Origin of the sequence: Lysinibacillus sp. FW12 (assembly GCF_050817245.1) — a bacterium.
Taxonomy (GTDB): Bacteria; Bacillota; Bacilli; order Bacillales_A; family Planococcaceae; genus Lysinibacillus; species Lysinibacillus irui.
The window spans coordinates 4,562,479-4,584,264 of record NZ_CP139094.1 but is presented as its reverse complement, the minus strand read 5'-3'; the positions used below and the strand labels follow the sequence as shown (position 1 = coordinate 4,584,264).

The 21,786-nt window shown below is 37.0% G+C and carries 25 protein-coding genes; 17 read left to right on the top strand and 8 right to left on the bottom strand.

Annotated features, from left to right (window positions below; all coding sequences use genetic code 11):
- Positions 1-12 precede the first annotated feature (12 nt).
- The 4 genes from SJW71_RS23475 to SJW71_RS23460 all read right to left on the bottom strand — a co-directional run bounded on the left by SJW71_RS23475 (position 13) and on the right by SJW71_RS23460 (position 3,967).
- Positions 13-1,083, bottom strand: coding sequence for an ABC transporter ATP-binding protein (locus SJW71_RS23475; protein ID WP_274795207.1), 1,071 nt, complete (start codon positions 1,081-1,083; stop codon positions 13-15).
- 83 nt (positions 1,084-1,166) lie between these two features.
- Positions 1,167-2,273, bottom strand: coding sequence for an extracellular solute-binding protein (locus SJW71_RS23470; RefSeq protein ID WP_431811629.1), 1,107 nt, complete (start codon positions 2,271-2,273; stop codon positions 1,167-1,169).
- A gap of 197 nt (positions 2,274-2,470) precedes the next feature.
- Complete coding sequence (locus SJW71_RS23465) at positions 2,471-3,385, bottom strand: EamA family transporter (protein ID WP_431811628.1); 915 nt, start codon at positions 3,383-3,385, stop codon at positions 2,471-2,473.
- 18 nt (positions 3,386-3,403) lie between these two features.
- Positions 3,404-3,967, bottom strand: coding sequence for a GNAT family N-acetyltransferase (locus SJW71_RS23460; RefSeq protein ID WP_274795210.1), 564 nt, complete (start codon positions 3,965-3,967; stop codon positions 3,404-3,406).
- A 145-nt stretch (positions 3,968-4,112) separates the two neighbouring features.
- On the opposite strand from SJW71_RS23460, the gene SJW71_RS23455 reads away from it, so the two are divergent.
- The 5 genes from SJW71_RS23455 (at position 4,113) to SJW71_RS23435 (ending at position 7,501) form a co-directional block, all read left to right on the top strand.
- The gene (locus tag SJW71_RS23455) at positions 4,113-5,060 is read left to right on the top strand and encodes a carbohydrate kinase family protein (RefSeq protein ID WP_431811627.1); all 948 of its coding nucleotides are present in this window, start codon (positions 4,113-4,115) and stop codon (positions 5,058-5,060) included.
- A gap of 20 nt (positions 5,061-5,080) precedes the next feature.
- The gene (locus tag SJW71_RS23450; protein WP_274795212.1) at positions 5,081-5,518 is read left to right on the top strand and encodes a protein-tyrosine phosphatase family protein; all 438 of its coding nucleotides are present in this window, start codon (positions 5,081-5,083) and stop codon (positions 5,516-5,518) included.
- Positions 5,519-5,637: 119 nt separating this feature from the next.
- Positions 5,638-5,841: a PLDc N-terminal domain-containing protein gene (locus SJW71_RS23445; RefSeq protein ID WP_016992404.1), complete on the top strand. Its 204-nt coding sequence runs from the start codon at positions 5,638-5,640 to the stop codon at positions 5,839-5,841.
- Positions 5,838-6,722 carry an ABC transporter ATP-binding protein gene (locus SJW71_RS23440; RefSeq protein WP_322612085.1) on the top strand — a complete coding sequence of 295 codons (885 nt, stop codon included), beginning with the start codon at positions 5,838-5,840 and terminating at the stop codon, positions 6,720-6,722. The genes SJW71_RS23445 and SJW71_RS23440 overlap by 4 nt, the downstream gene beginning before the upstream one ends.
- On the top strand, positions 6,719-7,501 hold the full coding sequence (locus SJW71_RS23435) for an ABC transporter permease (RefSeq protein WP_313471088.1): 783 nt from the start codon (positions 6,719-6,721) through the stop codon (positions 7,499-7,501). Before SJW71_RS23440 ends, SJW71_RS23435 begins: the two co-directional genes overlap by 4 nt.
- Positions 7,502-7,555: 54 nt before the next feature.
- Here the strand turns inward: SJW71_RS23435 and SJW71_RS23430 are convergent, their stop codons facing one another.
- On the bottom strand, positions 7,556-8,209 hold the full coding sequence (locus tag SJW71_RS23430) for a GAP family protein (protein ID WP_322605221.1): 654 nt from the start codon (positions 8,207-8,209) through the stop codon (positions 7,556-7,558).
- Positions 8,199-8,972, bottom strand: a complete 774-nt coding sequence (locus SJW71_RS23425) for a MerR family transcriptional regulator (RefSeq protein WP_431811626.1) — start codon at positions 8,970-8,972, stop codon at positions 8,199-8,201. Before SJW71_RS23425 ends, SJW71_RS23430 begins: the two co-directional genes overlap by 11 nt.
- A gap of 189 nt (positions 8,973-9,161) precedes the next feature.
- On the opposite strand from SJW71_RS23425, the gene SJW71_RS23420 reads away from it, so the two are divergent.
- Positions 9,162-9,866 carry a CBS domain-containing protein gene (locus SJW71_RS23420; RefSeq protein ID WP_431811625.1) on the top strand — a complete coding sequence of 235 codons (705 nt, stop codon included), beginning with the start codon at positions 9,162-9,164 and terminating at the stop codon, positions 9,864-9,866.
- A gap of 24 nt (positions 9,867-9,890) precedes the next feature.
- Here the strand turns inward: SJW71_RS23420 and SJW71_RS23415 are convergent, their stop codons facing one another.
- Positions 9,891-10,610: a YetF domain-containing protein gene (locus SJW71_RS23415; RefSeq protein ID WP_274795218.1), complete on the bottom strand. Its 720-nt coding sequence runs from the start codon at positions 10,608-10,610 to the stop codon at positions 9,891-9,893.
- A gap of 106 nt (positions 10,611-10,716) precedes the next feature.
- Here SJW71_RS23415 and SJW71_RS23410 point away from each other — a divergent pair, with 106 nt between their 5' ends.
- Positions 10,717-11,922: an MFS transporter gene (locus SJW71_RS23410; RefSeq protein WP_312507197.1), complete on the top strand. Its 1,206-nt coding sequence runs from the start codon at positions 10,717-10,719 to the stop codon at positions 11,920-11,922.
- A 27-nt stretch (positions 11,923-11,949) separates the two neighbouring features.
- Here the strand turns inward: SJW71_RS23410 and SJW71_RS23405 are convergent, their stop codons facing one another.
- Positions 11,950-12,636 carry a histidine kinase gene (locus SJW71_RS23405; RefSeq protein ID WP_274795220.1) on the bottom strand — a complete coding sequence of 229 codons (687 nt, stop codon included), beginning with the start codon at positions 12,634-12,636 and terminating at the stop codon, positions 11,950-11,952.
- A 567-nt stretch (positions 12,637-13,203) separates the two neighbouring features.
- Here SJW71_RS23405 and SJW71_RS23400 point away from each other — a divergent pair.
- From SJW71_RS23400 to SJW71_RS23355, 10 genes are all read left to right on the top strand, one after another.
- Positions 13,204-15,615: a Na+/H+ antiporter subunit A gene (locus tag SJW71_RS23400; protein WP_431811624.1), complete on the top strand. Its 2,412-nt coding sequence runs from the start codon at positions 13,204-13,206 to the stop codon at positions 15,613-15,615.
- Complete coding sequence (locus SJW71_RS23395; RefSeq protein ID WP_312507199.1) at positions 15,605-16,027, top strand: Na(+)/H(+) antiporter subunit B; 423 nt, start codon at positions 15,605-15,607, stop codon at positions 16,025-16,027. Before SJW71_RS23400 ends, SJW71_RS23395 begins: the two co-directional genes overlap by 11 nt.
- A gap of 3 nt (positions 16,028-16,030) precedes the next feature.
- Entirely contained in the window at positions 16,031-16,369 is a 339-nt protein-coding gene (locus SJW71_RS23390; protein ID WP_274795223.1) for a Na(+)/H(+) antiporter subunit C, read from the top strand.
- Positions 16,362-17,867 carry a Na+/H+ antiporter subunit D gene (locus SJW71_RS23385; protein ID WP_431811623.1) on the top strand — a complete coding sequence of 502 codons (1,506 nt, stop codon included), beginning with the start codon at positions 16,362-16,364 and terminating at the stop codon, positions 17,865-17,867. The genes SJW71_RS23390 and SJW71_RS23385 overlap by 8 nt, the downstream gene beginning before the upstream one ends.
- Complete coding sequence (locus SJW71_RS23380) at positions 17,867-18,349, top strand: Na+/H+ antiporter subunit E (RefSeq protein WP_274795225.1); 483 nt, start codon at positions 17,867-17,869, stop codon at positions 18,347-18,349. Before SJW71_RS23385 ends, SJW71_RS23380 begins: the two co-directional genes overlap by 1 nt.
- Entirely contained in the window at positions 18,349-18,633 is a 285-nt protein-coding gene (locus SJW71_RS23375) for a Na(+)/H(+) antiporter subunit F1 (RefSeq protein ID WP_274795226.1), read from the top strand. Before SJW71_RS23380 ends, SJW71_RS23375 begins: the two co-directional genes overlap by 1 nt.
- Positions 18,611-18,970 carry a Na+/H+ antiporter subunit G gene (locus tag SJW71_RS23370; RefSeq protein WP_322605218.1) on the top strand — a complete coding sequence of 120 codons (360 nt, stop codon included), beginning with the start codon at positions 18,611-18,613 and terminating at the stop codon, positions 18,968-18,970. Before SJW71_RS23375 ends, SJW71_RS23370 begins: the two co-directional genes overlap by 23 nt.
- Positions 18,971-19,293: 323 nt before the next feature.
- Positions 19,294-20,088, top strand: a complete 795-nt coding sequence (locus tag SJW71_RS23365; RefSeq protein WP_312507201.1) for a transporter substrate-binding domain-containing protein — start codon at positions 19,294-19,296, stop codon at positions 20,086-20,088.
- Positions 20,089-20,260: 172 nt separating this feature from the next.
- On the top strand, positions 20,261-20,920 hold the full coding sequence (locus SJW71_RS23360; protein ID WP_036125759.1) for an amino acid ABC transporter permease: 660 nt from the start codon (positions 20,261-20,263) through the stop codon (positions 20,918-20,920).
- Entirely contained in the window at positions 20,913-21,635 is a 723-nt protein-coding gene (locus SJW71_RS23355; protein WP_431811622.1) for an amino acid ABC transporter ATP-binding protein, read from the top strand. Before SJW71_RS23360 ends, SJW71_RS23355 begins: the two co-directional genes overlap by 8 nt.
- Positions 21,636-21,786 lie beyond the last annotated feature (151 nt).

Sequence of the window (21,786 nt, the reverse complement as noted above, 5' to 3'; positions counted from 1 at the left end):
ATTGGCTTCCTCCTATTCTCCTAAAAAATATAGTGAGTCATGCGCAATATTGATTGTAATGTCTTCACCGAGCTTTTTTATGTGGTCATAAGAATTGATAATCATTACTTTGAGTGAAAATGCAGTAAAATCCACAATGTAATTCACGCTTATACCTGTAAATTCAACGAAGGTAATTTTCCCTGTTAAGGTGTTATCACCAACACCTAAATGAATAGATTCCGGACGAATTGAAATAAATACTTTGTCTCCAATCATATGCGTTAAAGTTGGAGAGCTTTGTTGCTTTCGCCCAGTAAAAATATGTCCATTGGCTGTTTTCACTTTTATATCTTCGTCATTTATTTCTTGTATTGTGCCTTCGATTAAGTTGGTTTCGCCAATGAAATTTGCTACAAAGCGATCTACAGGCCGATTATATATTTCTTGAGGAGTTCCAATCTGCTTGATATGGCCATTCTCCATGACCATGATTCGATCAGACATAGCCATTGCCTCCATTTGATCATGCGTAACGTAAATCGTTGTCACACCAAGCTCTGATTGAATTCGTTTGATTTCAATACGTGTTTCCTCACGCAATTTGGCATCAAGATTGGATAGAGGTTCATCGAGTAATAAAATGTCTGGCTCAATTACTAGTGCTCTAGCTAAAGCAACTCGTTGCTGTTGCCCACCAGATAGTTCGTTGATTTTTCTGTTGCCATAAGCGGCTAAATGTACTTGTCCTCTAATTCGATCAACTTTGTATTGAATCTCGGCCTTCGAAAATTTACGAACTTGTAAACCAAAGGCAATATTTTCATCAACCGTCATATGAGGGAATAGAGCGTAATTTTGAAATACCATACCGATATTCCGTTTATTTGGTTGAAGTCGAGAGACATCTCGCTCATCAAAAAAAATTTTACCTTTAGAAGGGTAATAAAAGCCTGCTATCATTCTTAAAGTAGTGGTCTTGCCGCAGCCACTAGGTCCGAGAAAAGTAAAGAACTCACCTGCTTTGATTTCCAGGTTTAAATCTTTCACACCATACATTTGGCCAAATTGCTTCGAGACATTTTCGATGTTGACACTTCTCAATGATAAACTCCTCTCTAACAAAGAATCCAGATGATACAGAAAGGTAAAAATTCGCTGCATAAGCCGAATTTTTACCAGTTATACTATTTGCCGCGCCCTTTAATATTGTTATCCCAATACTCCATCCATTCGGCTTCTTTGTCAGACATTAGCTGCCAATCTATATCGAATGTTTTTAAATGTAACTCCTGATACCATTCAGGCATAGCGGCTTTATCAATGTCAGAACGTGTAGGAATTTGATAATAATCATTCGCTAACTGTGTCACCATTTCCTTTTCAAATAGGAATTCTACAAATAGTTTTGCATTCTCTAAGTTTTTCGCATTATTTACAACGGCTACACCATCTACTAAAATAGGTGCTCCACTTTTTGGATAAATATAATCAAAAGGATAATCTGTCGTATATTTCTTTAATAAAATATCTTGAAGATTCCATAAGGAGACACTGCCTTCTTGACGTGTTAGCTTTAAATACAAAGCATTAGGATCCTGTGTATACTCTTTTGTATTTGCGTCTAATTGCAATAACCATTCATAGCCTTTATCTGGTGAATTGGCATCTTGTCGTACAATCATAGAGGAATAGATCGTACGCATTGTCCCTGATGCAAGCACGCCGCGGATTAAAATCTGATCCTTCCATTTAGGATCTAATAGGTCATCCCAGTCCTGCGGTCCTGTTTCTTTTGTCAGTAGATCACTGTTAATCATGATGACTTCTGGTAGCAACATCTCGCCAAACCAACGTCCATCGGCATCTTTATGGGCAGCATCAATGGCATTGATAAAGCTAGGCTGCCAAGCATGCAGTAGGTCTTCATTTGCCCCAACCATGAGTGCTGATTGAGTACCACCCCACCAAAAGTCTGCCTGTGGATTGGCCTTTTCACCACGGAGGCGCTCCAAAATTTGCTGTGCCCCCATTGTTAAAAACTCCACTTCAATGTCTGGATATTTTTCATTAAACTGATCGATCACATTTTGCACCATTTCCTCATCGCGACCTGTGTAAATCACAAGTTTTCCTGATGGCGTCGTAGCTGTTACTTCTGTCTTGTCGCCATCAGCGTTTTTGTCGTTATTTGCTGAATTACTTGTGGAATTTTGCTGTTCCTTGCCGTTACAGGCAGTTAAAAACAATAGCAGAAAGATAAGGAAAAGACTAAGAATATGGTGTTTTTTCATCAACTTCCCCCTTCTTAAAGTAAGTTACTTGCATATTGCAGTATAATACGAAGGGATATCATTAATGTTAGAATTATTAAAAAATTAAACTTACCTTCATCATAGCGAAGCACCAATCCATTAGCAAAGGCATTTTGTAAAGTTAAAAAAACTCCTTGAAAAGGAGTATTCCATTTTCAAGGAGTTTTTTTGACTATTTAAGAATGTACCTCTAAGAAGCTATCTTTTTGTCGACGTTGTGCAACAATCGTTGGTAGCATCATACCTGCAATAACGAGAAGAATCCCGATGATTTGTATAGCTGTTAAAGGTTCATGTAGCACAATAACAGAAACAGTAACTGCAACGGGTAATTCAATGGCACTTAAAATTGAAGCAAGTGCACCACCAATTTTGGGGATGGCTATTGAAAATAAGTATATCGGTAATATGATACCGAAAAGACCAAGGGCTAGTCCAAATTTCCATAAGCCTTGCATAAATAACTTGCCGTTCCAAATAACCTCAGGGCTAAGGAAAATACCTATCATCATAAGGGCTATAAAGGAAACGATTAATACCCTTGATGTTGTTGTAACGCCTTCGACAGGTCGAGAATTGAATTGTATGAAGCAGGCAAAGGTGACGGCTGCCGCAAAGCCGAATAGCCATCCTTGGATAGGGATGCCGCTTAAATCTACATTTAATACACCTGCCGCTAAAATAGTTCCTACAAATAAAATAATGATCGAAATCACTTCAGGGCGACTTGGTAAACGTTTATGTAGTGCACAATCAATCAGCAGACCAATCCATGTAAATTGGAATAGCATGACTACTGCAAGAGAAGCGGGAAGATACTTTAGCGATTCCCCGTATACGATACCTGTCGTCCCAGTAAAAATACCAGCACAAATTAATATAGCTAAGCCTTTTCTGGAGGGCTTTGGTAATTTCCTGTCTGTAAAAATAAAAATAGCTACTACGAGTATAAAGCCAATAATATATTGACTTGATACAGCCTCTGCTGATGTAAAGCCATGTTGCATGGCTACTTTGACAATAGTCGACAAAATACCATAGCTACTAGATGCAATAACGATCAAAAGAGGGTAAAGAAAATTTGTTTTCATATTTTCGTTGTTCACTTCCTAAAACTGTTTCACCATATGATGAAATGGTTCGTCAATTATGGACCATGGCTCGGTAATAACAAAACCTAAACGCTCATAAAGACGGCGTGCATCTTCTTTTTGAGTTTCAACATTTAGTGATAACTTTTTATAACCACGCTGCTTTGTAAGCTCTTCCGCAAACTGTAATAGCAAGGTTCCGATTCCTTTGCCTCGTGCTTGTGGTGATACACATACAGTATCGATATAGGCCTCATCTTCATGGGCTTCTTGATCAATAATGATAGACGGTGCATTTTTTTCTTCTAGCCATTTAACAAGGTTAGCATCCATATCAACGGCTTGTGCGCCAAAATAATAAACGAGAATCCCTAAAATTTGCTCACCTTCAGTTGCGACAAAGGTATTTAAATAAGAATGTCGATTGTCGTCACGTTGAAAAAGAATTGTCAGCTCTTGACTAACGGCTTCGGACGATTGCTCGCCAGTTAAGCGATTTGCAATATCACCAATTGCATCGATTATTAGAGGCACAACAGCATGGGCATCATCTGGTTGCGCTTGTCGAATTGTAATACTCATCTTGAAAATCCCTACCTTTCTATAGGCAAGTATAACAAAGATAGAGAATGACTCAAATTTTCAGACATGCTCTTCAAAGTTAAACCTTTATAGAATGACAATTTTCGTGTTAATCTATAATGACTAGACTTTCAGGAGGACAATCATGACAAAGCAAGAGAAGGATTTTATTTTAGTCTATGGAGATGCTTTTATTGACTATATTGCTGATGATGTAACAAACACATCATTTACTAAATATATGGGTGGCGCAACGGTTAATGTTGCAGCTGGTATTAGCCGTATTGGAGCGCCATCAGCCTTAATTACAATTACCGGAGATGACGAGGGTTCTCAATTTGTGCGTGATGGACTTGCACAAGAGGGGGTAAAGCTAGATTATGCTATATTTAATCCGGCTAAGCGAGTAAGTGGTGTATATGTTCATCTAACAGAAGCGTGCGAGCGAATTTTTAAAGATTATGTCGATGAAACACCGGACTTACAAGTCGAACCATCACAATTAAATGAAGCAGCCTTTAAACACGCCTCAGCTTTAACAGTATGTTCAGGTACTATGTTCCATCAAACAGCACTTGCTACAACTCGAGCTGCTGTAGAAATGGCAAAGGACAAGGGTGCAATTATTGCGATGGATGCGAATATTCGCCCCTTACGCTGGAGTAGTGAGGAAATTTGCCGAGAAACAATAACGTCATTTTTTGAAGATGTAGATATTTTAAAGGTGACAGATGATGAATTATTCTTCCTGACAGAGACAACGAGCTTAGAAGAAGGTATTGAACAACTAAATAGCTATCTTGTCCCTATTATTCTAATCACAGTAGGAGAAAACGGAACTTACGCCGTGCTGAATGGTGAGGTTATCCATGTACCTACTGAGAAAGTAGTGCCAGTGGATACTACAGGTGCAGGAGATGCATTTATGGCAGGTGTATTACGCGATGTCCATTACAATGGCTTACCTACGACGAAAGAAGAACTAGTTCGTTGTACAAGCTTTGGAAATAAATTAGGGGCATTTGCTGCTACGAAAGCAGGGGCATTAACCGCTCTACCGTATTATGAGGATATTAAGCATTTACTGAAATAAACATATGGAGTGGGTAAAGTATGGAAAAAAACTATGATGTTTTAGTAAAAGATCAAATATTCTTTGGTGGTGCAAAGGATGCGGAGGCTGCATTTGCACAAGAATCAGTAGATGTAGTGATAGATGTTCGTGTTAAGGGGCTTTCATCACAAGAGCAAGAAGCTGTATCTTATGCATACAAGCATATGCCTATTGCAGATGAAGATATTGAGGTAGCACCTTCCATTCAACAAGTAGCGAAAGAAATTGCTACAGCCTATGAGGCAGGTAAGAAAGTATATGTCCATTGTGGCAGTGGTGGTGGTCGTGCAGGTGTTGCCGCAACAGCCTTGTTAATGGAGCTAGGAATGGCTAATTCATTAGAGGAAGCGGAAACAGCAGTAAAAAAAGCTCGTCCACAAGTAACCATTCGACCAAAAATGGAAGATGCTTTGCAACAACTATATAAACAAAGCTAGAGATGAAGATGTACCGATGATGGTGCATCTTCTTTTTTATTCCTTGTCATAAAATTGTTCTATACATATTAGAACAAAATTGTTATAGTAAATATATAACAACTAATGGGGTGATCTGTATGATGGAGGAATTAGCGAAGGTGCCATGGGCTGTTATTGCGCCACTTATCATTGTCCAAATTATTTTAATGATTGTAGCACTTATAGACTTACGTAAAATACATGCAACCAACGGTCCTAAAATTTTATGGGTATTTATTATTATATTTGCTAATTTATTAGGGTCCATTGCGTACTTTATTGTAGGGAGAAAGCAGTCATGACAACATTACTTCAAGTAACGGGTTTAACAAAGCAATTTGCAGAGCATAAAGTTGTGGATGATATTCATTTTACTTTAGAAGAAAAGACTTCTACAGCTTTAATTGGTCCAAATGGTGCTGGTAAAACAACGACATTATCCATGTTAACAGGTCTTTTAAAACCTACTGCTGGGAGTGTAAGAATGCTGAATGGGGATGTACGTTCGAATATAGGGTTTTTGCCACAATATCCTCAGTTTCATCCTTGGCTTAGTGCATTAGAGTTTACCGAGATGGCTGCGAGGCTGAATGGTATCACAGCAAAAAAGGCTAAATTAGAAGCACAAAAAACATTGGAGTTTGTAGGGCTAGGAAACGCACAACATAAAAAGATTGCTACTTTTTCTGGTGGAATGAAGCAACGTCTAGGTATTTCCCAGGCAATTGTGCATAAGCCTAAATTACTGCTATTAGATGAGCCTGTTTCAGCATTAGATCCTGTTGGTCGTAGGGAAGTCCTTGATTTATTAAAAGGATTGCAACAAGAGACAACTATTTTATATTCAACACATATTTTAAATGATGCCGAGGAAATGACAGATCAGTTATTATTCTTGCAGGATGGCAAGCTAGTAGAGCAAGGAACATTACGTGAGGTACGCCAACGTTTTGATGAGCAAAGTTATGTAGTTGAATTTAATAATGAAGAAGAGGCAAGGCTATTTGCAGGCCCAACAGAAAGTGTAAAGGGATGCTATGTGTATATAAATATTTTGAATGAAGAGCCAACGATGAAGGAGTTATTGCACCGTTTAAGTATATGCCCATATACGATACGAAAAGTGGAGAGACAAACAGCATCTTTGGAGGAAATTTTCATGAAGGTGGCGAAAAAAGCATGAGGGGATTCAGTGTACTTCTAAAAAAGGAATTTAGAGAGGCTTGGCGGAGCTGGAAATTTCTATGGATACCTCTTGTGTTTGCTCTGCTAGGAATGAGTGACCCGCTGACAAATTATTATATGATGGATATTTTAAATGCTGTTGGGAACGTACCCGAAGGCTTTGAAATGTTAGTGCCAGAATTAATGCCAGTTGACTTAATACAAGCTTCTATAGGACAGTTTCAAACAATAGGATTGTTAGTGATGATGGCTACTTTTGTGGGTATCATTAGTAAAGAACGTGCTAGTGGGATGGCTACCTTATTATATGTCCGCCCGATTTCTTTTGGCGCCTATTTTATGAGTAAATTTATCGTTATGAGCTCAGTTGGCTTTGTAAGTATTTTAGCTGGCTTTGCGGCGAATATCTACTACACTAGTATCCTATACGGAACTTTAGAAGTTGGGTCACTGTTTGCAATCTTTTTTACGTATTATGTGTGGCTACTATTTGTCATCGCTGTAACCTTAATGATGAGTGCCAGTTTTAAAACTATTATAGCTACGACATGTGCCTTTACGGTTATCTTTGTAGGACAAATAGTAGATATGATAGTGGGTCTTTTTTGGACAATATCTCCTTGGAAATTAGCGAGCTATGGAACTTTGCTAGCTCGAGGCACAATGGCGATGTCAGATTACTGGTGGAGCCTGATAATTACTGTAGCACTGACAATGCTCTGTATTAGTATTGGGATCGTCATGATGAAGAAAAATGCGCCTATGACAAAAATATAAAGAAATAAAAACGGTAAAAATCCCTTTTTGACGGATATTTACCGTTTTTTTATTTTAGATCATGCCACCATTGATTAACAAAATTAGGCCAACAAAAAACATAATCCATGAAAGGGCAGAACTTGTACTTTGATCAAAAAGTGATTGAATTTTTCTTAAGGGCTGATGCATATATCGACGGAATAAAAGATGGAAACAAAGCAGGATGATTCCAGGTGTAATCATCATCAAATTGTAACCTGCCAATATTGGTAACCATTCATAGAACGATAAATGATGGCTCGTTAAAATGCCAATTGCTGCAAAGTAAGGGAGAGCTGTTGCAACTTCTAAAATAGAAGTAGTGAAACCTAGGGCTATCATAGCACTAACATGTAAAGTTTTTGGTCTAGGTGCTCCCGTTGTCTTTTTCTTTGGTACTAGCCAACTACCTATGAATAAAATTCCGCCCACAATGGTCATGGTTAAACGAGCAGAGTAGCTGCTTAGCAAATTAGCGATTGGATCAAATATGACATCTAGACCCAGCATTAGAAAAATGCCAGTGCTAAAGTAAAATAGTGCAACAGTTATCAAATAGGTAAGGACAAGTCGCAATTGGTGCTTTTTAGCCACAAGTAATAAATAGACGGTAACACCAATAATAGAGGGACTAAACATATCTAATAAAGCTAAAGCGCCAACCAACAACAGTATTTCATTGCTCATACTTAGGATCACCGAATGCCTTTTTTGTTTCATAAACATGGAAAGCCTGTTCGATAAAATGCAGAAAATCCTCCTCTATGGGATATAATCCAATCTGTTCAGATTTTTGAGGAGACTTACGTATTGCCCACATTTTTTCTAAAAATTCTTCATTTCCTTCGAATTCTACTTGTGACTTTTCCATCATTCGTTTAATAATGTTCTGTACTGAAACTGCTTCAGGGCTCTCATTACTAAGTTGTTCTAACTGACCTAACAAACCAATCCATTCTAAAGTATTGGGATCATTACGATTGACATTAGGAAGTTTTTGAAGAAGTTCTATTTCGGCAGCTGCAAAAATTTGCTTACACAATGCTTGCTTGTTCCCTTGATCTCGATTGGAAAGCTGAATAAATTTTTGAATAAGAGACTCAGTTAACCCTCCCTCAATAGCTGAAGCATTCTTTAATCCGTGTATAGCGTTCTCCATCTGTTGAAGTTTTCTTTGCTCTTCTATTAGAAAAGCTAATTGCTGATCTAAGCTAGCTTCCCAATCCCACGTATTATGAAGAAGTGTTTGAATTTCTTTTAATTTAAATCCTAATGCTTTTAAAAATACGATTTGCTGTAGTGTTTTCAGTTCATTCTCACCATAAATCCTATGTCCTCCATCAGTCCTTGTTGTTGGAAGTAATAATCCGATCTCCTCATAATAACGTAATGTTCGAACAGATATACCAGTTTGTTTTGATACAGTGTGAATCGTAAGCAAAATAACCATCCCCTCTCCTGTTATTGCCATTATACAAAATGACGTAACGTAACTTTCAAGAGGGAAAATACATACAAATGCTAACAAAATTACTTTCTTGGAATTTCCATAACTTAGGAATATAATGGGGATGTAACTCGAAATTTGTCAAATAACTCGGAAAATAAAAAGATCATGTAGAAAGAAGGTTTATACAAAGTGGGAACTGAAAATTCCGATCGTTTTCTGACAGCGTTTAATCGGATAGACCAGAGATTAAGAGATATCGTAGGCATAAAGGATTTTATGCCATTTTATCGGCTTATTGATCAAGCGAAGAAAAAAGAGGTATTAGTGAAAAAATATGAAGATGATTTACGCTCATACGCTGATTTGCGAAATGCCATTGTACATCATCGTACGGCTTTAAACTATGTTATTGCAGAACCACATACTGATGTTGTAGAAAGAATTGAATACATAGATGCTACTCTTGCTAAGCCTATGCTTGTAGGGCAAATGTTTCGAAAGAGAGTCTTTGTTTTTCAAGAGAATGATTCACTAGCACATGTCTTAAAAGTAATTCGCCAACGAAAATATACACAGTTCCCTGTCTATTATAATCGACAATTTAAAGGACTTATCACAACCGTAGGAATCACCAATTGGCTTGCTTCAAAGATGGGTGGCGATCATTTACCGAAAGGTATTCCGACGTTGTATGATATTTTAATGCATGAGAAAAATAGGGTGAATTATAAATTCGTCAGTAGATACATTACGATTTATGAGGCAGAGGAAATATTTAAACAGGGAGTAGAAAGAGGTAGGCGTTTTGAGGCATTATTAATAACGGAGCATGGCAAACCACATCAAAAATTAATTGGAATTATTACACCATTAGATATTGTTAAAATTGATTAATAAAAGAACGAGACAAACAAGCAATTATGGGCTTGAATGTCTCGCTTTATCTTTTAAGCTGATATATAAGGAACCATTTGTTTGAACTTGTGCAAAAAAGACATCCTCAACTGACTGCACGTTTTGCTTTTTTAACTTTTTCATTACCCAGTCTTCTGTTAACTCAAGCTCCACAATATTCTCCTTAATAAGCTGACCATCAGAAATAACCTCAGTAGGTAAATAGGTAGGTGGCGAAACATCTGCTTTAACATCCTGCTTCGTAGCAACTTGTTCAGATGTTTTTTGCAGCACACTAAGCTTCCCGTTTGTTTCAAGCAATGCGTACTGGACGTCCTGTACAGAGAAAATGGCTTGCTCTCGTAGCATCATTGTTAGTTCGTCCATATGCAAACGATTTTTCTTTAAAGCTGATTCTAAAATAAGACCATTTTGTACAACAATCGTAGGCTTGTCATCAATCAGTACGCGTGCCTTTTTAGACTTAATTGTAATAATGGTCATTAAATAAGTTAAAGCACTCCACCAAATAAGGGAAATCATACCGTCTAAAAAAGGCGTTTCTTCTTGTGAGGCAATTTCTGAGGCAATCGATCCAAATGTGATACCCGTAATATAATGGAAGAACGTTAGTTGACCTAATTGCTTCTTCCCAAGGATACGAGCCAGAATAAGTAAGACAAAAAATGAAAGCGTTGTTCGAAGAATCATTTCCCAAAAATGAGCATGAATAAAGCTTTCCATGCATATATCAACTCCTTTTACAGCTGTCGAAACATAGCTTGTGCAAAATGATTGATAGTATGCGACAATCAAAAATAACCAAAATTTATAAGAGCGAGGTGGCAGCATGAATAATCAATTAAATGTGGCAAATCCTATCTATCCAATAATGATTGCAATAGGTGTTGCTCACCTAATCAATGATACGATGCAAGCAGTAATACCAGCGATGTTTCCGATATTCAAAAGTGAGTTAGGACTGACCTTCACACAAATTGGACTCATATCATTTGTCTTAAATATATTTGCTTCTGCCTTACAGCCTATTGTAGGGTTTGTCAGCGATAAAAAGCCAATGCCATATGCGTTACCGATAGGAATGATAAGTTCTTTTATAGCCATTGCTATTATTGCGTTCACAACACAGTATTGGATTATTCTTATTGCAGTATTATTTTTAGGCTTTGGTTCGGCAATTTTTCACCCAGAGGGATCTAGAGTATCATTTATGGCAGCAGGCTCTAAAAGGGGACTTGCTCAATCTATTTATCAAGTTGGAGGAAACTCAGGGCAAGCTCTTGCACCATTGATTAGCGCCTATATTTTTGATATTTTTGGTCAGCGTGGTGCAGCAATCGTATTAGTGGCGGCAACTTTTGGAATTATATTATTAAGTAAGATTGCAGGATGGTATAAGAAACAATTGGAGCAAGAACGTGAGGCGAAGAAAAAACGTGTTTTAGTTTCATCATTGCCACCTTTAACAAAGAAACAAGTAGGGATTGCTTTAACTTTATTGTTTACTATTATTTTTGCGCGATCATTTTATACAACAAATATAACAAGCTTTTACGTCTTTTATCTGATGGATCATTATGATGTCAGTCTACGACTAGGGCAAATACTTATTTTCCTCTTCATGGCATTTGGGGTAGTAGGTACATTTTTCGGCGGCTCTTTGTCTGACAGGATTGGGAGGAAAAACGTCATCATCCTTTCTGTTGTAGTACCAATGCCATTTTGTTTAGCATTACCTTATGTGCCATTATGGGCTGCTATGATCTTTTTAGTCATTATCGGTACATTGATTATGATTAGCTTCTCCGTGACAGTGGTCTATGCACAGGAACTCGTCCCTACAAAAATTGGCACAATGGCTGGCTTAACGACAGGCTTTGCCTTTGGTATGGGAGCAATAGGTGCGATGGTTATCGGTGTATTAATGGATCATAAGGGTATTGATTTTACAATGATAGTTGTTTCGTTATTACCTTTATTATTGTTAGTTGCTTTCTTCTTACCGAAGGATAAACCCGCATCTCCTGTAGTTTAATAAAAAAACGCGTCTAGGACGCGTTTTTTATTGTCTTAATGGGGCTAAAAATTCGGCAGGAAGCTTCTCTTGATCGATCACATAGCCTTCTGAAATATGGACTTCATGCATTTTATCGTTGTAAGTGAACTTGAAAATGCCATTATCAAAATCTGTGCCGATTTCCTTGAAAAATATCCCTTCAATCGATACATATTTAGGGCATGTAAAGGCTACTTTGAAGTCTTCCTGCTCTTTAATTAAGTAAGCACGTACTCCTTTTTCGTATGTTTCATTTGCATCATCATCTGTTGGACGTTGAACAGCAACAATATGAAAATCCACAAAAGGAACTTCTTTTAACAGAACGTTGAGGAAAGAACCTTTAGTAATTTCCTCCCACCTGCTTTGAGCGCTTTGCCCTACGATAATTTGAGAAATTCCATAATTTTTTGCGACTTCTGCAATTACTTTCTGTATGGGGCGTTTTTCATTATCTTGCAAAATGAATTTTTCAACCTCTAGTTCATCTGATAACTTCTTCCACTGCTCAATATAACTAGATTTCTCTGCGTCAAATGCATCAAGGGGTTGCGAATCGACTGAAAGAATATAGAGTGGGCAATCTAGCATGGAGGCCATCTTGTGACCACGACGTATTAAACGTTCGCCATTTAAGCCGTAGTAAACGCAAACTAATATACTTTCATCCAAACGCCCTTTTACATGCTTCATAAAAAATGTACACCTCTTATCTGTTGATATTTTATTAATTTCACTGCTGATTTTGAAAAAATTATCCTAAAACAGCTAAATTCGATGCTGTTACAGTGCATTATGCTCATTTATATTGTATACTTTAAAATGTATAAAAGTTAACGAAAATATATTGGAAAACCCTTGAAGGATAAAGCTTAAATCAATGATTTATAATTATTTAATTTATGCATCATGTGCATCAAAGATAAATTGCTTCCATATGCCACACTATTATGCAGGGAGTTAAAAATATAGTCAAGTGTCTTCATTGTGCTGATATAATTGAGTTGAATTGATTTGCGACCGTATAAATTATTTGATTTTCCACAAGTTATTTAAGCTTGCATCGGGTTAGATGTAACAAAGTAACTAAAAAGGATCCATTTGTTAGGCATTTTAATACCCCGCACCTTCCAATTACAAAAATTTCAAGAATATATCTAATATGTTACTTAGCTTAAACAAAATTCTAAAGTCTTAGCACTTATTATTCCAATTCACCATAAAAATTGCTAGATGATTTTGATTGTAGGAGGTTTTCATTTGGTTACAGTTCTCATTGCGATACTTTTGCCATTTGTTTGTGCTGCTCTAATCCCATTGCTTTATTGGCGACTAAGGCGTGTTACACATCTTGGCTGGTTTGTTTTATCCGTTCCATTCATCTTGTTTGTTTTACTCGCGCGCTATATTCCTCAAATTGCCGAGGGTAAGACGTTTATCCATACATATGAGTGGATTCCCTCTTTTAATATAAATTTCACAACTTATCTTGATGGACTCAGTATGATTTTTGGCTTGCTGATTACAGGAGTAGGTAGTTTAGTCATTTTATATTCTATTTTTTATTTATCAACGAAAGAATCTCTTCATCATTTTTACTGCTATTTATTACTATTCATGGGCGCTATGCTTGGCGTTGTTTTTTCAGATAACTTAATGATATTATACACATTTTGGGAATTAACAAGTGTGTCATCATTCCTATTAATTGCATTTTGGCATCATAGAAAGGCATCACGTGCAGGAGCAAAAAAAGCAATGATGATTACAGTCTTTGGCGGACTATCAATGCTTGCAGGCTTCTTAATGCTCTATGTAGCTTCCAATACATTTAGTGTTCGTGAAATTGTGGCCAATGTAGAAGTTATACGTGATCATGCACTATTTACTCCCGCACTAATTTTAATTTTATTAGGGGCTTTTACGAAATCGGCACAATTTCCATTCCATATCTGGTTACCTGATGCAATGGAAGCGCCAACTCCAGTTAGTGCTTACTTACACTCAGCCACGATGGTTAAAGCAGGTATTTATTTAGTTGCGCGTTTTTCTCCAATCTTTGGTGGAGAATCAATCTGGTTCTGGCTAGTGAGCGTTATCGGTTTAGTAACGTTATTCTGGGGCTCCTTTAATGCTGTTCGACAAACGGACTTAAAAGCTTTATTAGCCTTTTCTACAGTAAGTCAGCTAGGCTTAATTATGAGTCTATTTGGCCTTGGGTCTGTTGGACATTATTATGGCTATGCAGAAAGCTCGATTGTGTATACACAAGCAAGCTTTGCGGCACTATTTCATCTTGTCAATCACTCTACATTCAAAGGTGCTTTATTTATGATGGTTGGAATTGTCGATCATGAAGTAGGGACACGAGATATCCGTCGTCTTGGTGGTTTAATGTCTTTGATGCCTGTAACTTTTACAATTGCAGTAATCGGAAGCTTCTCAATGGCAGGATTACCGCCGTTTAATGGTTTCCTAAGTAAAGAAATGTTTTTTGCAGCTGTATTGGCTATAAGGGATGTAGAAGCTTTCTCTATTGCTGATGTAGGTTTATTTTTCCCATTCATAGCATGGGTGGCAAGTATCTTTACCTTTGTTTATAGTATGATTTTAATTTTCCGTACATTTTTGGGTAAACTACAGCCTGAAAAAATGGATCGAAAACCACACGAAGCCCCATTTGGCATGTTAATTTCACCCATTATTTTATGTTTATTAGTAGTCGGTATCTTTTTCTTCCCAAATGTGCTCGGCCACTATATTTTAGAGCCTGCAATGGCAAGTATTTATCCTACATTTCCGTCCTCAAGTGAATTAACGCCACATATTCATGCATGGCACGGCATTAATGCAGAGTTATGGATGACGTTAGGTGTCATTATTATCGGTATTATCTTATTTAAAACATTAAAAAGTTGGAAGCCACTGTATCGTATATTTTCTCAAAAGTATACGTTTAACACATACTACAATCGATTGATCGAAATTAGTGAAAATGGCTCTGAGAAGCTCACTCGTAAATATATGACTGGCAATTTAACGCATTATTTTGTCTATATATATGTATTTTTCATTGCGCTTATAGCTGGCTACTTTATATGGTCAGATGCAATGACCTTTCATTTTGACATGGACTCGGTCATTGAGTCTTACGAGTTAATTCTTGTGTTTGTTATGATATTTGCGGCTGTTTGGATGATATTTGCAAAGGGCCGGGTTACAGCGATGTTGTTAAATGGTGTTTTAGGCTATTCCATTGCATTTTTCTTTGTTATTTTCCGTGCTCCAGATTTGGCTTTAACACAATTAGTTGTTGAATCGGTAACAACCGCTCTATTCCTTCTATGTTTTAAATATTTACCGGATTTAATGCCTGAAGCGCCTCCTAAAAGGGTGCAATGGTCAAAAGCGGTGATTTCTATTTTTGTTGGGGCAACCGTAACGATGGTTGGATTAGCAGTAGTGCACTACGACCGCTTTGAGCCAGTGTCCACTTATTTTAATGATGCCTATGAGTTAGCAGGTGGTTCCAATATTGTTAATACAATTTTAGGGGATTTCCGTGCCTTTGATACAATGCTTGAGGTTGTGGTTCTTCTGATTGCTGGCTTAGGGGTTTATACATTAACGAAGCTTAAGCCACGAAAGGAGGAAGCGGATCGTGAAAATTAATGATGTGATATTAAGGACAGTCACAAAGGCAGTCGTGTTCATTATTTTAACACTTGGCGTGTACTTGTTCTTTGCTGGTCATCATGCTCCAGGTGGTGGCTTTATAGGGGGCCTTGTGTTAGCTTCTGGCATTGTTTTATTATATCTCGCTTATGATATAGAGACTGTTCATAAAGGAATGCCTTTCGATTTTAAAAAGGTTGCTGCTCTTGGTGTTTTTCTTGCGACTGGAACGGCAATTGGTGCATTGTTTTTCGATGTGCCATTTTTAACGCAGACATATACGTATATAAATGTTCCGATATTTGGAAAAATGGGCTTTTCAACCGTAACTATTTTTGAAGCGGGTGTCGCATTAACGGTTGTAGGTGTTGTTGTAACAATTATTTTAAGTATAAGTGAGGATGAGTAGCCAATGGAATCTTTAATACTTGTTTTAGTCGGTATATTAGTAGCTGTTGCGACGTACTTAATCCTCTCTAAGCAGTTATTGCGTGTAATTTTAGGAACAGCTGTTTTATCTCATGCTGCCCACTTACTGATTCTGACAATGGGGGGTCTTAAAAAAGGGGATGTACCGTTATTAGGGGAATCAGAGGGTCCTTATACAGATGCATTACCACAGGCATTAATTTTAACAGCCATTGTTATTAGCTTTGCTGTTACAGCTTTTGTTCTCGTTTTAGGCTATCGAGCGTACAAAACAAATGGATCAGGTAATTTTGATGAAATGAGAGGTACGCCGGATGAGTAATATGATTGTTTTACCATTAATTGTACCGGTAATTACTGCCATTTTACTGGTATTTTTAAAAGAGCATGTTATTTTACAACGCATCATTAGTTTACTGACTTTAAGCTTTATCGTTATTATTAGCATCTTTTTATTACTAGAGATTCAAGAGCAAGGTGTGATGCGAATTGATTTTAGTGGTTGGGCACCACCTTTTGGTATATCGTTTGTTGCAGATTCTTTTGCAATATTATTAGTATTAGTGGCCAATCTTGTAGCTGTTATTTGTATGCTATATGCAATTTTTACAATGGAGCTTGGATATGAAAAGATGTATTTTTATCCATTTACTCTGCTTATGGTTGCAGGGGTTAATGGTTCATTTTTAACAGGGGATATTTTTAACTTATTTGTATGCTTTGAAGTAATGTTGCTCGCTTCTTATGCATTGATCAGTCTAGGTGGCGAAAAAATTCAACTACGAGAAGCATTAAAATATGTGTTAATTAATATTGTTGCTTCTTGGATTTTCTTAGTAGCATTAGCCTTTCTATATGGTACAGTTGGTACTTTAAATATGGCCCATATTTCTGTTCGTGTCATGGAGGCAGGAGCGAATCCTCTCATTACAACAGTGGCGCTAATATTCTTAATCGTCTTTAGCTTGAAGACTGGACTTTTATTATTCTTCTGGTTGCCTGGCTCCTACAGTGTACCACCAACTGCCATAGCGGCTTTATTTGCGGCATTATTAACAAAGGTTGGGATATATGCACTTGTGCGGACGTTTACATTGCTTTTCCCTAATAACACTGAAGTGACACACATGGCTCTTGGTATAATGGCAGGGATAACGATCGTAGCAGGTTGTATCGGTGCTCTATCAGGGCGCGATGTTAGAACGATTGCTTCATACAATGTGCTAATTGGAGTTGGATTTATAGTCACTGGTTTAGCGATTGGTACAGAGTCTGCTTTACAAGGTGTTATCTATTATTTAATGCATGATATGGTTGCTAAGGCAATGCTTTTTTTAGCGGTGGGCATGATGATTTATGTTACGGGGGAAACGGTCATAGATAAAATGAGTGGGCTTATCCGGAATTATCCCTTTTTTGGATGGATGTTCTTCATCGCCATGTGCTCATTAGCAGGTATACCCCCTTTAAGTGGCTTTTTAGGGAAAGTTTTAATCGGACAAGGAGCAATAGAAGGAGGCCATTTTGTTCTATTAGGTCTAGGATTTTTCTCTAGTTTAATTGTTTTGTATTCACTGCTGCGAATATTCCTTTCCTCCTTTTTTGGAGAAACCATTATTAGCTTGGAAGATGAAAAGCCATTACCCAAGCGAATTTTGCTACCTATAACATTACTGGCTGCTTGTACAATTGGCTTAGGAATTGGAGCAGAGAAATTGGCTCCTTTTGTAACGGATGCGGCAGAAACACTTTATACGCCTTCCATTTATATTGATGCAGTATTAGATGGGGAACTATGGCAAGGTGAGGTGAATAAATAATGGCAATGCAGTTTATATTGAATTTATTTATTGCAACACTTTGGTTACTCTTACAGGATGAAGTGACACCCCAATTTTCGACATTTTTAATGGGCTTTATCGTAGGAGTGGGTATTTTATATGCTATGCACCGTTTTTATGGCACCCAATTTTACTTGCGACGAGTATTTTCCATTATAAAGTTATTATGGCTTTTTAATTGGGAGCTATTTTTATCAAGCTATAGCGTATTAAGACAAATTACAACGCCAAAGCTTACTATTACACCTGGTATTTTCACTTATAAAACAGTATTAAAGGGTGATTGGGAAATTACAGCACTTGCATTATTGCTTACACTAACACCAGGTTCTGTCGTTATGGAAGTATCAGAAGAGGGGGATGTTTTTTATATTCATGCCATGGATATTGAACAGTCCAAAGATGCTGTCATACGCTCTATTGGGAAATTTGAACAAGCAATAATGGAGGTGACACGTTAATGATTGATAATATTTTACTTTTAGCACTGGCTTTCTTTAGTATCTCCATTGCATTATCGCTGTACCGTGTTATTCGTGGTCCATCAATGCCTGATCGAGCTATAGCTCTTGATACAATTGGCGTAAATCTATTATCAGCCATTGCCATCGTATCAATAATTTTAAAAACAAAGGCATACCTAGAAGCTATTCTTATTTTAGGTATATTAGCGTTTATTGGAACAATTGCCTTTACAAAATATATAGAAAGAGGTGTGATTGTTGAACGTAAATCAAATGATTGAGTGGGCAGCAGTCATCCTTATTCTTATAGGTTCAATTGTGAGTATGATTAGTGCATTTGGTATGATTCGCTTACCAGATGTCTATACACGATCACATGCTGCTACCAAAAGCTCCACGTTATCAGTATTAACATGCCTATTAGGTGCATTTATTTACTTTTGGGTGCATGATGGCTTTGTCAGTGTACGTTTAATTTTAGGTATTCTATTCGTCTTTGTGACAGCTCCCGTCGCAGGACATTTAATTTGTCGGGCCGCCTACCGTTCTCGCGTTCCATTAGCAGAAGGCTCTGGAGAGGATGAGCTAAAAGCTAAGCTATTTAAAGAAGAAAAATAAGCGCTGGACCTCCATATGGGGGTCTTTTTTATTAACTCGAAATTTTAATTTTTTACTTACCGAACGATGGATAATATTCGAGCTTTCGGAAAATAGTATAGTAAAGCCTTTATGAAAAATAAATAAATTTACTTATCTGAAAATTATGTATATAATATTTCACTAAATTTTTTTTAGTTTGTCTTGATTATTATTTCAAAAGAGTATATCTTAATTAGCAGATAGATTTTTTATTCTTTAACATGAATAAATATCCAATCGACTATTTTCGAGAAATGTATTCTCATACACAATAAATTATAAATAAAAGGAGAGTATAAATGATGAAGAACAAGTTATTCTTGTTAATGCTTGTACTTGTAATAGGTGTACTTGCAGCATGTGGCAGTAAAGATAATAATGCTAGCAATGCAGGATCAAATAATAATACAGAGGACAAGCAGGTATTAAAAGTTGGTACATCAGCTGACTATGCACCATTTGAATATGTGGACGCAGCGAAAGGCGAAGAAATTATTGGCTTTGATATTGATTTAATCAAGTTAGTTGGCGAAAAAATAGGCGTTGATATGCAAGTGCAAGATATGGACTTCAATAGTTTAGTACCAGCGCTACAGGCAGGAAAAATTGATGTCGTTATTTCTGGTATGACGCCGAACCCAGAACGTGAAAAAGTGGTTGATTTCTCTGATAAATACAATGAAACAGAGCAAGTAATCATTGTTAAAAAGGATAGCGGTATTAAAAAAGAGGCTGATTTGGCTGGTAAAAAAATTGGTGTCCAAACAGCATCTATTCAAGAAAATTTAGGTAATGAAATCGCGAAAAAAGTAGATGTATCAGTAGAAGGACGTACACGTATTCCTGAGATTATTCAAGATATGATGTCTAAACGCTTAGACGCAGGTATTTTAGAGGGTGGCGTTGCGAAAGGTTATTTAAAAACAAATGATCAATTAGAAGCCTTTCCTGTAGAAGAACAACCAGAAGATTTCAAAGCGATCGCGGTTCCAAAAGGAAGCGATTTAAAAGATAAAATTAATAAAGCATTAAAAGAACTAGCTGATGAAGGCAAAATTCAAGAGCTAGAAGAAAAATGGTTAGAAAAAGTTGAATAATTAAAGCATGCGATAGCTCCTATTTGGGCTATCGCTTGTGCTTTTCTTTTTATCAATTCCGCCTCGGCATAACCTCGTCTAGATTTATTTATGAAGTTTCTGTACGTGAGATTGTGCATTCGGTGCAAAAAATAAAAGCTGTATTAAGTTGAAAAAGAAAGGAGGGAGCGCTGTGAATTTAGATTTTACGGCGATTGTTCCCTCTATTCCTTATATTTTAAAAGGGATAGGTGTTACACTTCAAATTGCAATCGGTGCATCCATCATCGGTTTTATTGTAGGTATACTTTTAGCATTATGTAAAATTGGAAAGGTCAATGTTTTACGTTGGTTTGCAGATTTCTATACGTCGATTTTCCGTGGTACACCACTTGTATTACAATTATTAATTATTTATTATGCAGTACCACAATTATTAGATATTCAAATTGAACCTATACCAACAGCCATTATTGCGTTTGGTCTAAACTCGGGTGCTTATATTTCGGAAATTATCCGTGCCGGTATTAATGCAGTGGATAAAGGGCAAATGGAAGCAGCACAAGCTCTTGGTATTCCATATGCAAAAATGATGAAGGATATTATTATTCCACAAGCAGTAAAAAATATTTTACCATCTTTAGTGAATGAATTTATTACATTAAATAAAGAAACAGCTGTTGTAACAGTTATTAGTGCATTAGATATTATGCGTCGCGCCTATATTGTAGGGGGTTCAACATATCGTTATCTTGAGCCATTACTTTTTGCAGGGGTCATCTATTATCTCATGACGCTTGTTTTAACGTTCCTTGGTAAACGAATTGAGAAAGGAATGAGAAAAAGTGATTAAAATTGAGGATTTACACAAATCGTATGGACAGAATGAAGTATTAAAAGGTATTTCAACTGTAATTAAGGAAAAAGAAGTAATTGCGATTATTGGACCTTCTGGATCAGGTAAATCGACCTTTCTTCGCTGCTTAAACTTGTTGGAAACTCCTACAAGTGGAAAGGTAACGATTGCAGGTGATGTCCTTACAGATAAAGGGACTAATATTATGAAAATACGGGAAGAAGTAGGGATGGTATTTCAGCATTTTCATCTTTTCCCTCATAAAACAGTGCTCGAAAATTTAACGTATGCTCCAATCAATGTTAAAGGAATGGACAAGGCTGCTGCAGTGAAAATGGCTGAGGAGTTACTAAAAAAAGTTGGTCTTTTTGAGAAGCGTCACGAATATCCAAATCGCTTATCTGGGGGACAAAAGCAACGTGTTGCTATTGCACGTGCACTAGCGATGGACCCTAAAGTCATATTATTTGATGAGCCTACATCAGCGCTTGACCCAGAAATGGTTAAAGAGGTATTGGATGTTATGAAAAGTCTTGCAGATACTGGTATGACCATGCTCATTGTGACGCATGAAATGGGCTTTGCTCGTGAGGTTGCTGATCGTATTCTCTTCCTTGATGGCGGCAAGCTTATTGAGGACGCATCACCCGAACAGTTTTTCACAGCCCCATCAACACAGCGTGCGAAGGATTTCTTAGAGAAGGTTTTATAAATAACGAAACGCATTTAGCTCTCCTACCTAATCGAGTGCTAAATGTGTTTTTTTATTAAAAGGAATAGGGAAAATTTCAGTTCCTACAAATAGGAAAGGATTTATAGAGACTATATTTTAAAAAACTATGCTTATAATCTAGTGAATTAGT

What these genes read in the sequence shown, in the direction of transcription:
- SJW71_RS23380 (WP_274795225.1), top strand. Translation starts at nt 17,867, where the DNA reads ATGGCAATGCAGTTTATATTGAATTTATTTATTGCAACACTTTGGTTA.
- SJW71_RS23405 (WP_274795220.1), bottom strand. Translation starts at nt 12,636, where the DNA reads ATGAAGCATGTAAAAGGGCGTTTGGATGAAAGTATATTAGTTTGCGTT.
- SJW71_RS23470 (WP_431811629.1), bottom strand. Translation starts at nt 2,273, where the DNA reads ATGAAAAAACACCATATTCTTAGTCTTTTCCTTATCTTTCTGCTATTG.
- SJW71_RS23450 (WP_274795212.1), top strand. Translation starts at nt 5,081, where the DNA reads ATGGAAAAAAACTATGATGTTTTAGTAAAAGATCAAATATTCTTTGGT.
- SJW71_RS23425 (WP_431811626.1), bottom strand. Translation starts at nt 8,972, where the DNA reads ATGGTTATTTTGCTTACGATTCACACTGTATCAAAACAAACTGGTATA.
- SJW71_RS23385 (WP_431811623.1), top strand. Translation starts at nt 16,362, where the DNA reads ATGAGTAATATGATTGTTTTACCATTAATTGTACCGGTAATTACTGCC.
- SJW71_RS23365 (WP_312507201.1), top strand. Translation starts at nt 19,294, where the DNA reads ATGAAGAACAAGTTATTCTTGTTAATGCTTGTACTTGTAATAGGTGTA.
- SJW71_RS23455 (WP_431811627.1), top strand. Translation starts at nt 4,113, where the DNA reads ATGACAAAGCAAGAGAAGGATTTTATTTTAGTCTATGGAGATGCTTTT.
- SJW71_RS23435 (WP_313471088.1), top strand. Translation starts at nt 6,719, where the DNA reads ATGAGGGGATTCAGTGTACTTCTAAAAAAGGAATTTAGAGAGGCTTGG.
- SJW71_RS23465 (WP_431811628.1), bottom strand. Translation starts at nt 3,385, where the DNA reads ATGAAAACAAATTTTCTTTACCCTCTTTTGATCGTTATTGCATCTAGT.
- SJW71_RS23440 (WP_322612085.1), top strand. Translation starts at nt 5,838, where the DNA reads ATGACAACATTACTTCAAGTAACGGGTTTAACAAAGCAATTTGCAGAG.
- SJW71_RS23430 (WP_322605221.1), bottom strand. Translation starts at nt 8,209, where the DNA reads ATGAGCAATGAAATACTGTTGTTGGTTGGCGCTTTAGCTTTATTAGAT.
- SJW71_RS23460 (WP_274795210.1), bottom strand. Translation starts at nt 3,967, where the DNA reads ATGAGTATTACAATTCGACAAGCGCAACCAGATGATGCCCATGCTGTT.
- SJW71_RS23415 (WP_274795218.1), bottom strand. Translation starts at nt 10,610, where the DNA reads ATGGAAAGCTTTATTCATGCTCATTTTTGGGAAATGATTCTTCGAACA.
- SJW71_RS23410 (WP_312507197.1), top strand. Translation starts at nt 10,717, where the DNA reads ATGAATAATCAATTAAATGTGGCAAATCCTATCTATCCAATAATGATT.
- SJW71_RS23445 (WP_016992404.1), top strand. Translation starts at nt 5,638, where the DNA reads ATGATGGAGGAATTAGCGAAGGTGCCATGGGCTGTTATTGCGCCACTT.
- SJW71_RS23375 (WP_274795226.1), top strand. Translation starts at nt 18,349, where the DNA reads ATGATTGATAATATTTTACTTTTAGCACTGGCTTTCTTTAGTATCTCC.
- SJW71_RS23390 (WP_274795223.1), top strand. Translation starts at nt 16,031, where the DNA reads ATGGAATCTTTAATACTTGTTTTAGTCGGTATATTAGTAGCTGTTGCG.